Raw genomic sequence first — 14,695 nt, 5'->3', positions numbered from 1 at the left:
CGGCCTGACAAGGCGAGTCTAGGCATGGGAGGTGTAAATAATGTACGCAGTGATTGAAACAGGGGGTAAGCAATTCCGTGTTGAAGAAGGCAAATTCCTCTTCGTGGAAAAGCTTAACGCAAATGTGGGAGATACCGTGACCATCGATAAAGTTCTCTTAGTAGAGAAAGACGGTGCTGTCAAAGTGGGTACTCCGGTTGTAGATGGTGCCAAAGCTCTTCTCAAAGTTGTTGAGCATGGTAAAGGCGAGAAGATAGTTGTTTTCAAGTATAAAGCTAAAAAGAACTATCGTCGCAAACAAGGACATCGCCAACCCTACACTAAGGTAGTGGTTGAAGCTATCCAAGCTTAAGATGAAACATCAGGGTATTACTTTGAATCTATGGTTGGACGACAATCAACAGATTCACAAGTTTGAATTGTGTGGGCACGCAGGATATGCCGAGTACGGATTGGATATTGTCTGTGCCGCCGTATCTGCGCTTGGTATCTCAGCGGTCAACGGCTTGGAGTTTTATCTTCCTTGTAAACCGGAGATTGAAGTGGACGACCCGCAAGGGTTTTTAAGCTGTACTCTCCCTGAATTAGAGCCTGGGACACTGGAACATGCCCAATGGATTTTAGGTACCATGGTTTTAGGTGTTGAAGGAATTCGACAAAGCTATGGTGAGCAATATGTAAAAATTAATCGGAGGAGGTGGACTCCATGTTAAAAATGAATCTGCAATTATTTGCCCATAAAAAAGGGGTAGGTAGTTCTCGAAATGGTCGTGATAGTGCTGCTCAACGTCTGGGCGTGAAGCGTGGAGACGGTCAATTCGTTACCGCAGGGAACATTATCGTTCGTCAACGGGGAACGAAATTTCACCCTGGAAAGAACTGTGGTTTGGGTAAGGATGACACCCTCTTTGCAACGATCGATGGTTATGTAAAATTCGAGCGTAAAGATCGTAGCCGCAAACAAGTTAGCATTTATCCTGAGCGCCAGGCTGCTCAAGCTTAACTTCGGAAATCACAATCGCACCCCTGGGAAAATCCCGGGGGTTTTTTGTTACATAGAAGCTGTTTTGAAAGTGGAGCTGGCAAGTAGAGTTACGTTACAGACGCTCGGAAATTACGTTCGCAGAGCAAACTAAGGGCGAGGCCAAGAGAACTAACCTGAGGATTTTGCTTTATAGCAGAGAACGGATTTAAGCGATTAGATTCCTCCAGCGCAGCTTATAGAGTGAACGCTGAAAGCAAGCCCTGGAGATACAAGCTCGACATACATAATAAACTTAGAAAGGATTGAAGATAGTGCCTGGTAAATCCTCCTTAGAACGAACCCTTCTGGCTGAACAATTGGACCACTACCGGCTGCAGCGCCACGACTTTCTCAACCATTGGCAGGTCATTATGGGATATCTGCAGTTAGGCAAGGCGGACCGGGCTTTGCTCTATATGCAGGAGGGAGTCTACGGGCTGGAAGCTGAGCAAAACATCGGGCAGATCCCTCAAGAGATTGTCGGCGCTATCTTGCTGGGCTTTGTTATAGAACTGCGCAAGGAAGGCCTTTGGGTTGAAGTTCAGCTCGATAGTGCTTTGAAAAAGAATGACTTTTGGCAAGGCTTTTGGCAAGAGGAATATGAAGAAGTCTTATACGGGTACACTAAGGAATGCTTAGCTGCAATTTTTCAGCGTTATAAAGGGTCAGAAGAGCCTGTCGTTGAGATCAAATTAGGGACCGGGGAAATATTTTGCAGGATTTCTTTGCTGGATGATGATAAAGTAGTATGGGAACAGAGCTGCTGCCATGAAAACTCTCAACTGGAATTTGTGGCACAATAGTATTACATAAGCTTAGGGATCAGAAGGGGATATAGCATGTTTTACGATCAGGCAAAAATCTATGTTAAAGGTGGAGACGGCGGAGCCGGAGCTGTGGCGTTTCGCCGCGAAAAATACGTTCCTGAAGGAGGTCCTAGTGGCGGCGATGGGGGTCGGGGCGGCAAGGTTATATTTGTTGCTGACGAGGGACTCAGGACTTTGGTGGATTTCCGCTATAAACGCCATTATAAGGCCGATCGGGGGGAGCATGGACAGGGGAAAAATATGCACGGGAAAAGCGGGGAGGATATGAGTGTTCGCATCCCTGTGGGTACCGTTATTAAGGATGCAGACACGGGGGAAATCCTCGCCGACTTGATTGAGCATGGGCAAAAAGTTGTCGTTGCCAATGGGGGAAGAGGCGGTCGAGGTAATGCTCGTTTTATGAGCAATACCAATAAAGCTCCCACCGTAGCTGAAAATGGGGAACCTGGAGAGGAACGGAATCTACTTCTGGAACTGAAGCTTTTGGCTGATGTAGGGCTTGTAGGATTTCCGAATGTAGGCAAGTCCACGATTATTTCCCGAATATCTGCGGCTAAGCCCAAGATTGCGGATTATCACTTCACTACCTTGGTACCTAACCTTGGAGTAGTTGAATTGGAGGATGGGGAAAGCTTCGTTGTGGCTGATATTCCCGGACTGATTGAAGGAGCTCACACAGGAGCCGGATTGGGCCATGAGTTTCTCAGGCATACTGAAAGAACTCGTCTGATTTTTCATGTCCTGGATATTGCAGGTTCTGAGGAGCGGGATCCACTGGAAGATTTTCGAATCATTACAGAAGAGCTTCGCCGATACAGCCAGGAGTTGGCCAGTCGCCCTATGTTGATCGTGGCTAATAAAATGGATATTCCCGGTGCTGAGGAAAATCTGCAGCGCTTGGAAGAGAAGCTGGGGGAAGACTACCGTATTTTCCCGGTATCTGCAGCTACAGGAGAAGGACTAAAGGAATTAATTTATGCAGCCGCTCAGATTCTGCCTGAAGTTCCTGCACCCCAGATTTTTGTGCGGGATGAGGAACAACATAAGGTGACCTATGCCGAGGCTCCTCATCGCTTCGAACTGACCCGCGAAGGGGATTTCTTTGTTGTTTCCGGTAAGGAGATTGAAAAGCATGTACAGATGACCATGTTCGATAGAGAGGATGGACTTTATCGCTTCCAAAATATTCTCAAGGCTATAGGAATTGAACGTGCTTTGTTGGATGAAGGAATAAAAGTTGGGGATAAGGTTCAGATTGCCGGAATAGAGTTCGAGTGGGAAGAATAAGACAAGATAAGTTAGGAGGTTTTGCAGTGTTAACCGGAAAGCAAAAAGGTTTTTTACGCTCCATGGGCAATGAGATGGATCCCATCTTACAGATTGGTAAGGGAGGAGTTACTGAGGCTGTCATTACACAAGCCGATGAGACCCTGGAGGCTAGAGAATTAATTAAAGGGAGAGTGCTCCCCAATAGTGTAGAAGATGTACAAAGGGCTGCTGAAGAATTGGCGGAACGCACCTCTGCGGAGTTGGTTCAAGTTATCGGGAGAAATTTTTTGCTCTATCGTGAGTCGAAAAAGAAACCCCTGATCGAGTTACCGCGGTAAAGGAAAGTCCAGGTGGAGTTTTAATTTCATCTGAAGTTTAGTTAACTTATCCTCCCAGAGGATAAAGTGCTATAATGGGGATAAAAGCAGTAGGCAGTCGAGGAAGCAGATGAACATGAATGTTAATGTTCAAACCAAAAGAATAGGAATTATGGGGGGGACCTTTGACCCTTTGCATTATGGTCATCTGGTGGCTGCTGAAATGGCTCGCCATGAATTTGCCCTGGGGAAAGTGATTTTTATCCCCACGGGTAATCCTCCCCATAAAATCGGTCGTAAGGTAACCTCTTCCGGGGATCGCTATGAAATGGTCAGACGTGCTATCATGGACAATGAATTTTTCGAAGTCTCTGATATAGAAATCCGGCGTGAAGGTTATTCCTATACGGTGGATACCCTCGAGGCTATGCATGGACTCTATCCGCAACATGAGCTTTATTTTATTACGGGAGCAGATGCATTTCGTGAAATTTTTACTTGGAGAGAAGTACAGTCCGTTTTATCTCTTTGTCATTTCATCGGGGCTTCCCGGCCTGGATTTGACCCCCATGACTTTCTTGAAGAATTGAAACGGGGTTATCCGGAATTTCTGTCCCGTATGCACCTTTTTGATGTACCTGCTTTAGCCATATCATCAACCGATATCCGTTCCCGGGTAAAAGAGGGGAAATCCATTCGTTATTTGCTTCCTGAATCCGTTCGTCTTTATATTGAAGAAGTAGGTTTGTATGGTGGTTAATTGCTGGATTACAAAATCAGGCAAGTATAGTTCTGAAGCTTTTGCTCATACTAAATTCGAATCCAATAAGCAAGAGGTGACAGCAAATATGGCAACCCTTTATGTCGGAAATTTACCCTGGAACACTACATCTGAAGATCTCAGCTCTTTCTTTGGCCAGTATGGTCAAGTGATAAGCAGTCGTATCATTACGGATCGCGAGACAGGGCGCTCACGAGGTTTTGGCTTTGTTGAGGTTGAAGATGAGGATGCAACACGCATGGCAGAAGACCTTAATGGGAAAGATTTCGGCGGCCGTCCTTTAACGGTCAATGAGGCACGTCCTAAGCAACAGATGTAAAAAATCATAGTTCTGGAAGACCCTCCTGCCCAAAAAGTCAGAAGGGTCTTCTCGCCGTATATTTATCTTGAAAGCGGGTTTTGGGAATTTGGATATTCAGGAAGCCTACAATCTAGCTTACAGTTCTATGTCGGAGAGACGGTTTAGCCATACCTTGGGTGTTGCCCAGTGGGCTCAAGAACTGGCCCTAAGGCATCAGGTGGATGGGCAGAGGGCTCAAATTGCTGCCTATTTGCATGATCTCAAAAAAGAAATGGATTTTGCCCAACAGATTGCTATGGCGAAAGAATGGAACTTGATTAACTATCCTGAGGATGAAGGCAATCCTCATATTCTTCATGGTCCCCTGGCAGCCTATTGGCTGGAGCATGAATATGGCTACAAGGATTTGGAAGTATTAGCGGCTATAGCTCATCACACTTTAGGAACCCCGGAAATGGGAAGCCTGGAGATGTTGATTTATAGCGCTGATTTAACGGAACCTCAGCGTTCCTTCCCCGGTGTAGACAAACTACGTCAATCCTTGTATGATAATCTTGAGAATGGAACACTGATGTGTGTTGAACATACCTTAAATTATTTAAGAAAGTGTAAGCGGGGCATACATCCTCAGACACAGCTTACCTATGAAGATTTAAAAAGGAGGCAAAAATTTGCTGACAGATAAGCAATTGCATGGCGCTGTAAACATTGTTGAAGAAAAAAAAGGCCGGGAGGCCATCCTGCTTGACCTCAAAGGGATATCCATGGTCACAGATTATTTCCTTATCGTAACCGGGAATTCCACCACTCAGATCAAAGCGATCACAGATAACCTCTCGGAGAAGCTTCCCGAATTGGGAGTGACTATTTTAAGGGTAGAGGGGCTGCAAGAGGCTAAATGGGTTCTTGTGGATTGCGGAGATTTAGTGATTCATGTTATGACTCCGGACCAGCGGGAATTTTACAATCTAGAGCGGCTCTGGGGAGATGCGAAAGTTGTCACCTTTAACTAGGAACACAGGTAGGGACCGCGGGGACGAAAACTTGACATTATGCCGAATTTTGGATTATTATATAGGAAACTTCCTTCAGGTGGATTTTTTACACCGTCTGAGGGCTTTAGTTGAGTTCCAGAAGGTTTGTGAAAGAACATAACCTGTTATACTATATTTAGTTCTAATTTTAATAGGTTTTTAAAAGCGATGAAGGGGAGCAAGCCCAAACTACCTCATTTTAGAGAGGCAACGGTCGGTGAGAGTTGCCGTGAGACTTTGGTAAGCACTCGCCCTGGAGCTGTACTCAGGTAATAATGAGTGCCGGTGCGAACCGTTACGATCGATAAAGTGCAGTTGAAATTGGGTGGTACCGCGGGAAGTTACTCTCGTCCCTTTAGGGATGGGAGTTTTTTATATCTTTATTTTCATCTCTATCATGCAAGTTCGGAATTTTTAAGGGGGAAAATGACAATGCAAGAGAAGTATCTTTTTTCAGAGATTGAACCCAAATGGCAAAAAAAATGGGTGGACAGAAAAGACTATAAAGCTGAAGATCATTCGGATAAACCCAAATACTATGCGTTAGCTATGTTTCCTTACCCTTCAGGAAATCTTCATATGGGACATGTCAGGAACTATTCTATCGTGGATGTCATCGCTCGCTTTAAACGGATGAGCGGTTTTAATGTTCTGCATCCCATCGGCTGGGATTCTTTTGGTTTACCGGCAGAAAATGCGGCCATTAAGAATCAGACCCCGCCAGCTGAGTGGACTTGGAAAAATATCGCCAATATGAAGGGGCAGCTTCAGGAAATGGGAATCTCCTATGATTGGGATCGGGAGGTTACCACCTGTCATCCCGACTACTATAAATTCACTCAATGGGTCTTTTTAGAGTTTTACAAACATGGCTTAGTCTATAAGAAAAAAGCTGGAGTCAACTGGTGTCCTTCTTGTGCCACCGTTCTTGCCAACGAGCAAGTGGTGGATGGAGCCTGTGAACGTTGTGACACCGCCGTTACCAAAAAAGATCTGGAACAATGGTTCTTTAAGATTACGGACTATGCTCAAGTGCTCCTGGACGATCTGGAAAAGCTCCCCGGTTGGCCTGAGAAAGTGAAAACCATGCAAAAGAACTGGATTGGCCGTTCCGAAGGAACCGAAGTGGAATTTTCAGTGGAGAACCACCCGGATAAAATTCGGGTCTATACCACCCGGGTGGATACGATTTTCGGTGTAAGCTATGTGGTCTTGGCACCGGAACATCCTTTAGTTCAAAGGCTGGTTGCAGGTACGGAATACGAAAAAGACGTTCAAGCCTTCATCAATCGGATGAAAGGGCTTAATGAAATCGCCCGGACCTCCACGGAAACAGAAAAGGAAGGCCTGTTTACCGGAGCCTACTGCATTAACCCTTATAGCGGGGAGAAAGTACCCATCTGGATTGCTAATTATGTACTTTTTGAATATGGAACCGGAGCAGTCATGGGTGTACCTGCCCATGATGAAAGGGACTTCGAATTCGCTAAAAAATATAAGTTTCCCATTAAGACGGTGATCCTTCCCGAGGGAACTCCTGTGGAGGAAAAGGATACCCCTCTTCAAGCAGCTTTTGTGGAAGAGGGAGTTATGGTTAATTCAGGGGAGTATAATGGTCTTAAGAATATGGATGCCTGGGGGAAGATGTGTGACAAAGCTGAGCAGAATGGCTTTGGGGAGCGGAAAGTGAATTTCCGCCTGCGTGACTGGCTTATTTCTCGTCAGCGCTATTGGGGAGCGCCCATTCCCATGATCTATTGCGACCATTGCGGAATTGTTCCCGTACCTCAAGATCAACTCCCTGTCCTGCTCCCGGATGATGTGGTCTTTAAAGCTGGGGAAAATCCCCTGACCACCTCGGAGAGCTTTAAACAAACCACTTGTCCCACCTGTGGCGGTAAGGCCCATCGTGAGACGGATACCATGGACACCTTTATGTGCTCCTCTTGGTACTTCCTCCGCTATACTGATCCTCAAAATGATGAGCTGCCTTTCGCTAAGGAAGCTGCGGATCATTGGATGAATGTGGATCAATATGTAGGCGGAGTGGAGCATGCTATTCTCCACTTGCTGTACTCACGTTTCTTTACTAAGGCATTGCGGGATTTTGGCTATCTTAAAGTCGATGAGCCCTTTGAAAATCTCCTCACCCAGGGCATGGTTTGTCTGGGCGGAGCAAAAATGTCTAAATCCAAGGGCAATGTGGTAAGTCCTGAGGAAATTATCTCTAAGTATGGTGCCGATACGGCCCGTCTCTTCATCCTTTTCGCAGCTCCGCCTGAGCGGGATCTGGAATGGAGTGATCAAGGGGTAGAAGGATGCTATCGCTTCCTCAATCGGGTTTGGCGCTTAGCGTCTCAATACGAAGAAGTCTTAAAAGAAAAGAACTCAGGGGCAGGGGATAACGGCTCCGTCTATGATTTTGGAGAGCTGGACAAGGCTGCCAAAGACATGCGCCGTCAAACTCACCAAACCATTCAAAGAGTTACTTCTGATGTCGGAGCGCGCTTCAACTTCAACACGGCCGTCAGCTCCATTATGGAACTGGTCAATGCTCTTTACCTCTACAAAGAGCAACCCAATATGAATTTCGCTGTGGCTCAGGAAGCATTGGAAAGCATTCTCATCTTGCTTGGTCCTTTTGCCCCCCATATTACGGAAGAAATCTGGAGCGAGTTGGGCCATGAGGAGAGCATTCACAGTCGGGAGTGGCCGAAAGTGGATGAAGGGGCTCTCGTCCAGGAAGAGGTCACCGTAGTCCTTCAGATCAACGGCAAGCTTAAGGACCGGATTCAGGTACCGGCCCAAATCTCCGCGGCGGAATTGGAAGCTCAGGTTCGGCAGCTGCCCAGGCTTGGAGAATGGACTCAAGGAAAGCAGATCGTTAAGATCGTAACTGTGCCGGGCAAGCTGGTTAATGTGGTTGTGAAGTAGGCTCAGAGGCCTGTTGGAAGCGTAACAGGGCATTATTTCAGGTGGATTACTGAAATAATGCCCTGTTTTTCTTTTTTTTAAAAATATAGCTTGTCTTCTTTCCTATGCCCAATTTTGTGCAGAAAGGAACAAGAAAGGGTGTTACTCTTAAGCTGTAATTGTGAATTGGGTTACAATTTGGAAGGAGGAAAACGATGAAAAAGTATGGAAAAGGATTTGCCTTGAAGACTGTAAAAATTACCCGGCGTACGTTCATTAAAGGGGTAGGGGCAGTCACGGTAACCAGCTCCTTGGGAATGTCCGGCGCCCTGAGAGGTGACACCCGGCGGGCAAAGGCCACGGAGGCAGATGAGTCGGTTAAGTATATCCATAGCTGCTGTACCGTGAACTGTACCTCTCGTTGCCATCTGAAAGGTCATGTGAAAAACGGCCGCATTGTTGCTGTAACTCCCGGGCTTTTACCGGGGCGGGATGATTATCCCAATGCCTGCCTTCGTTCCATGAGCTATGCCCAGCGTTTACAGGACCCTACGCAACGAGTACTCTACCCCATGAAGAGGGTTGGGGAGCGGGGAGAAGGAAAATTCAAACAAATTAGCTGGGATGAGGCATTTGAACTGATTGCATCTAAACTGCTGGAGACCAAAGAGAAGCACGGTGCCCATGCCGCATCCTTCTTTACGATGTCGGGAAATCTGGCGAAACTGGCCTGGGAATCCACAACCCGCTTAGGTGCTACCTTCGGAGGAACAACTTATATCACGGAAGGGTTAATGGGGGACCATGGTGCCAGTATGGGGATGAACTTGGTCTTCGGGCAAGCACGCGGAGGGCACGATACCCGGGATTATATGAATTCTAAGTTGATTATTTTGTGGGGACGAAATATAGCTGATACTCATACCAGTGAAATGCGTTATATTATCAAAGCCCGGGAAAATGGGGCAAAGGTCATTGTCATTGACCCCCGTCAATGCAGCAGTGCGGCTGTTGCCGATCAATGGATACCCATTCGTCCTCAGACAGACCCTGCTTTGGCTTTAGGGATGATGAATTATATGATTTCCCGAGACTTACATGACAAGGCCTGGTTGAAAGCCAATAGCTGCGGACCCTTGCTGGTACGGGAGGATGACGGTCAATATCTGCGGGTTAACGATGGCTATGCGGTATGGGATGAAAAGACTAAACGTGTTGTTCCGGCGGGAACAGCGGATGCTGAGCCAGCTTTGACAGGAGAATACGTCACAGCCGAGGGTGTGAAATGTCACCCTGCCTTTGTGGATCTGGCAAAAGAAGCGGCCAAGTATACGATCCCTGTTACTGCTGAGATTTGCGGGTTGGAAGAAGCAATGGTCGAACAATTGGCCTATGAATACGCTACCATGAAACCGGCAGGAATCCGTATGGGGCAAGGAATGCAGAGGGTATATAACTCATTTGCTCCTTTTCGCACGGTAGCCACTTTAGCGGCCGTAGCAGGTTATATCGGTATTTCAGGCGGAGGAGCTTCTCATATGGGTGGCACGGCTTCGATCAATCCTATTCCCGGGGTAACTGTTCCCGACTTTAATTTCGCAGAATGGTCCAATACCGGGGGTGCTCCTTTTATCGAGAAGAACAGTTCCCAACTTTATAATATGATTGAAAATGAGGAGGTAAAATTCCTCTGGATTGGAGTATCTAACTTTATTAATCAATCACCGGATGCCAATCGGGTGATCGGAGAAATTCTCCCGAAGGTTCCCTTCATCGTCAATGTGGATCCTTTCTGGACCTGGACTACGAAATATGCGGATCTCGTGTTGCCCGGTAAAACTCACTGGGAGGTTTGGGATATCCTGGTTCGTTCCCCGTGGGTCATGGTGGATCAACCGGCCATCGAAACTATGGGCGAAAGCAAATCCGATTGTGAAATTTGTTCTGAGGTAGCCAAACGGGTTGGTCTCGGTCATCTCTGGAACAAAACCGATGAAGAATGGATCCGTTCCTTTATGACCTCTGAGCATCCTGCCTTTGCCGATTTTGACTGGGATACCTGGGTGAAAGAGGGTATTTTTGCAAGGCCGGATGGGATATATGATGCAGTGTTTGCCTTTGAAGATCAAAAATATAAAACGCCTACAGGCAAATTCGAGTTTTATACAGAACGGTTGAAGAAATACGGTCAGGAGGTTCCCGCTTATACCAGGATGTTGGAAGATCCCCAGGGAGAATTGGGAAAAAAATACCCCTTAGTGTGCATCAACTACCACGACCGGGTAAATGTTCATACTCAGCAAATGCTCTACCCCGCTCTGAAGATTGTCGCCTCTGAACCAGAAATTCAGATCAATACTGTGGACGCTGAGGCCAGGGGAATTAAACATGGAGACATCGTCAAGGTCTTCAATGACCGGGGCTACTGTATGATCAAGGCCTTTGTAATGGAAGGGATTGCTCCAGGAATTACAGCTATCCCTAATGGATGGACACCGGATCAATATATCGAGGGAAATATGCAGAATCTGACTCATTTCACTATTAACCCTGTGGAAGAATTTATCAGCCAGACCAATTCAGCTTTTTACGACGTGTTAGTTGAAGTAGAGAAAGTATAAGGAGGAGTGAGACATGTCAGAAAAACAATATGGAATGGTTATAAACACAACCCGGTGCATTGGGTGCCAAACCTGCGTCGTAAGTTGTAAAATCAATCATCAGATTCCCGGCGAAGTCTATTGGAACAGTGTTGAGACGATTGGGAGTAAGAATATGTATCAACCGACGGGGAAATATCCCAACCCCGTATTAGCTTTCCGACCACGTATATGCAATCACTGTTCAGAGCCTGCCTGTGTCAAAAACTGTCCCACCGGGGCCATGCATAAAGACCAGGATGGTATTGTTTCTGTTAATCGGGATGTGTGTATCGGTTGCGGATATTGCAGTTGGGTATGCGGATATAATGCCCCGCAGTTGGATCCGGAGAAGAAAGTGATGAGCAAATGCACTTTCTGTTCTGAACGGCTGGAGAAAGGGGAGAAACCTTATTGTGTGGAAGCCTGTCCGGCAGAAGCACGTATTTTTGGGGTAATCAGTGATCCCCATAGCGAAATCTCCCGGCTTATTGCATCGAAGCATGCTCAACCCTTGTTACCCAATCTGGGGACAGTTCCTTCCATCTATTATATATAGGAGGTGTAAACATGGCAGAACTGAATTTTTCTTTGGTGATTTTCACCTTATTGATCGGCTTGTGCACAGGAACCTTCCTTATCTACGGTCTTGGGCGGCTTCGCAATAATAGCGCCCTGGCGGCTGTGGAAAAATCATCCCTACTGCTGATGGTTGTGCTTTTGATCTGTCTGGGGGTTGCTCTGTTAGCCTCTGCTACCCATCTGGGGAAACCCTTCCGCTTTATGAATGCGTTCCATAATCCAGGCTCGATGATTGCTCAAGAGGGGCTTTGGTCCATGGCTCTAGGGGTAACGCTACTCATTGCTGCCCTCATGGCCTTCAAGGGAAAAATCATACCTAAAGGGCTTTATCCTGTAGGAAGTTTGGTGTCTTGCGGCCTTCTGCTGGTTTGTTCTATGGTCTATGTCAAGGCCGTTGGGTTCCCTGCCTGGAGTAGTGGTGTGACCATCATCTATTATTTTGGCAGCGCAATCTTACTGGGAGCAGCCGTTGTGTTTTTGTTCAGTATGCTTCACGGCGAAGAAGGCACGGAAAAGAACTTAGCTTTCACGGCTCTCACCGCTGTATTTCTGCAGATGATTGTATCAGTGGCCTTTTTCGTCCATCTGAAGTTTGGAGTGATGGATGTCACTTTGCCCACAACTTTGGGTATGGATCTTCTGCGCTGGGGAATTGGCCTCATTGCCCCTGCAGTCATTGCTTACCTGACATGGAGCGGTAAGCTCAAAGGAAAAAGTGTAGCTTGGTCCTTTTTAGCTTGCGTGCTGGTTGGGGAGGCGATCTCCCGCGTCATCTTTTTTATGCAAGGAATACATCTGTGAAGAGATAGTCTACTTTTAATTAGAATGTGGAAGCAGGGACCTTTTTGGTCCTCTGTTTCCACATCCAGGATACTATTTTATCTTTAGTTGCATTAGGGCTTATCGCCTGGCTATGGCAAGAAATATGGTATAATCAAAGCAGCTAATGGTTTCTTTTTTGCATCAACTGCAATGTCTCAGCTGATGAGGCCGATAAGGAGGCAAGGATATGGCTAAGATTATGCGGCAGTTTCTTAAAGATGGAGATCTATGTCCAAGTATTCGTGGAATATTCTCGAATAAATTAATACCTTGTTCTGTCCGCCAATTAAGAGAAGGAGAAATTCTTTGGCATGATAATGAACCTCATCCCTATTGTTATCTTATTGAGAGGGGCATGATCAAGCTCCATGTGATTAACCGCGACGGAAAGGAAAAGGTCTTATTCTACTATACCAACGGCTCTCTTTTGGGATTCCAAAGTCTTTCCAAAGAAAAGATGACCATGACCACAGCAACGGCAATACTGCCTACGAGACTTTATGTCACTGAATTTGCTCTCTTTTATAATTTTATCTTGGAAAACCCTGAGTATTTGTCTGCTCTCACAAGTTATATTTTTCACCATATGGCTATAGAAGCGGAGGAAATTGTTAATATTTCAATCTATAGTGCAGCAGAACGGCTGGCAGCACTTTTTGTTCTTTTAGCGGAAGAGTACCCTGAAAATTCGAGAGGAGAAGTGGTCATCCCTTTTAAAAATGAGGATTTGGCAGCTATGATCGGTGCCTGCCGCAATAGTGTAAGCAATGCCTTATCAGCATTTAATAAAGATGAATTGATTGTCAGGCAAAGAGGGAGTGTTACCATCACAGATCTGAAGAGGTTGAAAGAGTACGCTCTATAGCCGTTCGGCATCAGAATGTACTGTAGGGCCATAAAAGGGGAGATGGCATGAGGACAGAAAGGGGAGGGGGAGGGTTCAAGGATTTCTTAATCCTTTTAGCTTCCGCTTTTCTTATATACACCTTCAATATTGTATTTATGGTTGTAACCCCGCTTCTTTTAACAGATTTGGGAGGGTCGGAGGCACTGGCAGGGCTTCAAGGGACCCTTTTTCTAGGTATGGCGATCTTGTTGCGCTTCTTTTGCGGTCCCTTGGCCGACACTTACGGCAGACGTATGGTTATGGTTTTGGGAAGTGGTGCCTTTTTCATTGGTGCAGTTTTGCTTATGCATGCTGTAGAGATATGGCAGGTGGTTGCCCTACGCCTGGTTCAAGCCTTTGGATTGGCAGCTTATTTTCCTGCCGCTTCAGCAACAGCTGCCGCTTGTGCCGGTGAAGAACGCAAAGGAACTTATATCGGTGTATTACGCATGGTATCCTCTTTGTCTATGATGGTGGGGCCGGCTTTTGGTATTATGCTTATCCAAAGATATAGCTATGACGGCTTTTTGAAAAGCATGGCTGTCTTTGCTCTATTGGGTATGGGAGCACTTTTTTTTATTTCAACAAATTTAATTGAACCACAGAAAAATATTTCTCAGAAGGACATCCAGTATAAAAAGAATCGAAGCTTCGGAACATGGTTCCAGGTTCTTTCGATACTTAGAAAATCTCCTTTGACCATAGCTTTGACTTTTGCCGCAGCTCTAAGCTATGGAATTTATATGACCTTCGCTGTTCCTTTTGTGATAATCCATACAACGATAGCTAATGGGGGCTTCTTTTTTACTCTTTTTTCTTTAGGGGGCCTTATGGCAAATGGAGTTTTTGGCTGGTTTTCAGACCGATTAGGACATTTTCGGTTGACTGTCAGTGCTTTTTTAGCTATGGGGAGTGGTATGATTTTATTTGCATTATTGCCATATGTCTCTTTATTTGTTTATCCGGCTGCCTTGTTAGGAGGGGTGGGTTATTATGGCTGCATCGCAGTTTTGATGGCTTGGTTTGCTGAAGAGGTAGATCAGGATAAACATACCACAGCTTTCTCGTTGCAACAGAACGCTTTGGACTTTGGGATCGCTGCGGGAAGCGGTGTATTTGGGATTTTATTGAGGGTTATAGGAAATACAAGCATCCTTTATGGTGCTTTAGGGGTCCTCTATTTGTTTTTGGGCTGGTTCCAGGCAGGAAAGAAAACAAGAAAAATCCATATCACTTAGGAGATGGTTAGTAATTCCGAGGATTGGGGTGTTTTTGTTGGAACGGAAAATCGCCGTTTACG

Annotated in this window: 16 protein-coding genes and 1 other annotated feature; all 16 genes read left to right on the top strand. The window is 46.0% G+C overall.

Annotation, left to right across the window (positions count from 1 at the left end; genetic code table 11):
- Positions 1-40 precede the first annotated feature (40 nt).
- The 16 genes from rplU (at position 41) to DESDE_RS17940 (ending at position 14,633) form a co-directional block, all read left to right on the top strand.
- On the top strand, positions 41-352 hold the full coding sequence (gene rplU / locus DESDE_RS18015; RefSeq protein ID WP_014795457.1) for a 50S ribosomal protein L21: 312 nt from the start codon (positions 41-43) through the stop codon (positions 350-352).
- A 1-nt stretch (position 353) separates the two neighbouring features.
- Positions 354-713, top strand: coding sequence for a ribosomal-processing cysteine protease Prp (locus tag DESDE_RS18010; protein ID WP_028305624.1), 360 nt, complete (start codon positions 354-356; stop codon positions 711-713).
- Positions 707-1,003, top strand: coding sequence for a 50S ribosomal protein L27 (gene rpmA / locus DESDE_RS18005; protein ID WP_014795455.1), 297 nt, complete (start codon positions 707-709; stop codon positions 1,001-1,003). The genes DESDE_RS18010 and rpmA overlap by 7 nt, the downstream gene beginning before the upstream one ends.
- A gap of 293 nt (positions 1,004-1,296) precedes the next feature.
- Positions 1,297-1,827, top strand: a complete 531-nt coding sequence (locus DESDE_RS18000) for a Spo0B domain-containing protein (RefSeq protein WP_014795454.1) — start codon at positions 1,297-1,299, stop codon at positions 1,825-1,827.
- 36 nt (positions 1,828-1,863) lie between these two features.
- Positions 1,864-3,138: a GTPase ObgE gene (gene obgE, locus DESDE_RS17995; RefSeq protein ID WP_014795453.1), complete on the top strand. Its 1,275-nt coding sequence runs from the start codon at positions 1,864-1,866 to the stop codon at positions 3,136-3,138.
- Positions 3,139-3,164: 26 nt separating this feature from the next.
- Entirely contained in the window at positions 3,165-3,458 is a 294-nt protein-coding gene (yhbY, locus tag DESDE_RS17990; RefSeq protein WP_014795452.1) for a ribosome assembly RNA-binding protein YhbY, read from the top strand.
- 115 nt (positions 3,459-3,573) lie between these two features.
- On the top strand, positions 3,574-4,197 hold the full coding sequence (nadD, locus tag DESDE_RS17985) for a nicotinate-nucleotide adenylyltransferase (protein ID WP_019851258.1): 624 nt from the start codon (positions 3,574-3,576) through the stop codon (positions 4,195-4,197).
- 88 nt (positions 4,198-4,285) lie between these two features.
- Positions 4,286-4,537 (top strand): RNA-binding regulator, encoded by a 252-nt coding sequence (locus tag DESDE_RS17980; RefSeq protein WP_028305622.1) that lies wholly within the window; start codon positions 4,286-4,288, stop codon positions 4,535-4,537.
- An 88-nt stretch (positions 4,538-4,625) separates the two neighbouring features.
- Positions 4,626-5,204 carry a bis(5'-nucleosyl)-tetraphosphatase (symmetrical) YqeK gene (yqeK, locus tag DESDE_RS17975; RefSeq protein ID WP_014795449.1) on the top strand — a complete coding sequence of 193 codons (579 nt, stop codon included), beginning with the start codon at positions 4,626-4,628 and terminating at the stop codon, positions 5,202-5,204.
- On the top strand, positions 5,191-5,532 hold the full coding sequence (gene rsfS, locus DESDE_RS17970) for a ribosome silencing factor (protein WP_014795448.1): 342 nt from the start codon (positions 5,191-5,193) through the stop codon (positions 5,530-5,532). Before yqeK ends, rsfS begins: the two co-directional genes overlap by 14 nt.
- Before the next feature lie 180 nt (positions 5,533-5,712).
- Positions 5,713-5,911 (top strand) — a binding site (T-box leader).
- Between the two features lie 74 nt (positions 5,912-5,985).
- Positions 5,986-8,487, top strand: coding sequence for a leucine--tRNA ligase (gene leuS, locus DESDE_RS17965; protein WP_014795447.1), 2,502 nt, complete (start codon positions 5,986-5,988; stop codon positions 8,485-8,487).
- Positions 8,488-8,681: 194 nt separating this feature from the next.
- Positions 8,682-11,087, top strand: coding sequence for a molybdopterin-dependent oxidoreductase (locus DESDE_RS17960; protein WP_014795446.1), 2,406 nt, complete (start codon positions 8,682-8,684; stop codon positions 11,085-11,087).
- 13 nt (positions 11,088-11,100) lie between these two features.
- Positions 11,101-11,664, top strand: a complete 564-nt coding sequence (locus DESDE_RS17955; RefSeq protein WP_014795445.1) for a 4Fe-4S dicluster domain-containing protein — start codon at positions 11,101-11,103, stop codon at positions 11,662-11,664.
- 11 nt (positions 11,665-11,675) lie between these two features.
- Entirely contained in the window at positions 11,676-12,488 is an 813-nt protein-coding gene (locus DESDE_RS17950; RefSeq protein WP_014795444.1) for a dimethyl sulfoxide reductase anchor subunit family protein, read from the top strand.
- Positions 12,489-12,696: 208 nt separating this feature from the next.
- Positions 12,697-13,374 carry a Crp/Fnr family transcriptional regulator gene (locus DESDE_RS17945; RefSeq protein WP_014795443.1) on the top strand — a complete coding sequence of 226 codons (678 nt, stop codon included), beginning with the start codon at positions 12,697-12,699 and terminating at the stop codon, positions 13,372-13,374.
- A gap of 47 nt (positions 13,375-13,421) precedes the next feature.
- Positions 13,422-14,633 carry an MFS transporter gene (locus DESDE_RS17940; RefSeq protein WP_014795442.1) on the top strand — a complete coding sequence of 404 codons (1,212 nt, stop codon included), beginning with the start codon at positions 13,422-13,424 and terminating at the stop codon, positions 14,631-14,633.
- Positions 14,634-14,695 lie beyond the last annotated feature (62 nt).

Source organism: Desulfitobacterium dehalogenans ATCC 51507, assembly GCF_000243155.2.
In the GTDB taxonomy this organism is placed as follows: Bacteria; Bacillota; Desulfitobacteriia; order Desulfitobacteriales; family Desulfitobacteriaceae; genus Desulfitobacterium; species Desulfitobacterium dehalogenans.
The sequence above is the reverse complement of the archived record's forward strand: the minus strand, read 5'-3'. Positions and strand labels throughout refer to the sequence as shown.

Coding starts and splice junctions, on each gene's coding strand:
- rplU (WP_014795457.1), top strand. CDS start 41: ATGTACGCAGTGATTGAAACAGGGGGTAAGCAATTCCGTGTTGAAGAA.
- DESDE_RS18010 (WP_028305624.1), top strand. CDS start 354: ATGAAACATCAGGGTATTACTTTGAATCTATGGTTGGACGACAATCAA.
- rpmA (WP_014795455.1), top strand. CDS start 707: ATGTTAAAAATGAATCTGCAATTATTTGCCCATAAAAAAGGGGTAGGT.
- obgE (WP_014795453.1), top strand. CDS start 1,864: ATGTTTTACGATCAGGCAAAAATCTATGTTAAAGGTGGAGACGGCGGA.
- nadD (WP_019851258.1), top strand. CDS start 3,574: ATGAATGTTAATGTTCAAACCAAAAGAATAGGAATTATGGGGGGGACC.
- DESDE_RS17980 (WP_028305622.1), top strand. CDS start 4,286: ATGGCAACCCTTTATGTCGGAAATTTACCCTGGAACACTACATCTGAA.
- leuS (WP_014795447.1), top strand. CDS start 5,986: ATGCAAGAGAAGTATCTTTTTTCAGAGATTGAACCCAAATGGCAAAAA.
- DESDE_RS17960 (WP_014795446.1), top strand. CDS start 8,682: ATGAAAAAGTATGGAAAAGGATTTGCCTTGAAGACTGTAAAAATTACC.
- DESDE_RS17955 (WP_014795445.1), top strand. CDS start 11,101: ATGTCAGAAAAACAATATGGAATGGTTATAAACACAACCCGGTGCATT.
- DESDE_RS17950 (WP_014795444.1), top strand. CDS start 11,676: ATGGCAGAACTGAATTTTTCTTTGGTGATTTTCACCTTATTGATCGGC.
- DESDE_RS17945 (WP_014795443.1), top strand. CDS start 12,697: ATGGCTAAGATTATGCGGCAGTTTCTTAAAGATGGAGATCTATGTCCA.
- DESDE_RS17940 (WP_014795442.1), top strand. CDS start 13,422: ATGAGGACAGAAAGGGGAGGGGGAGGGTTCAAGGATTTCTTAATCCTT.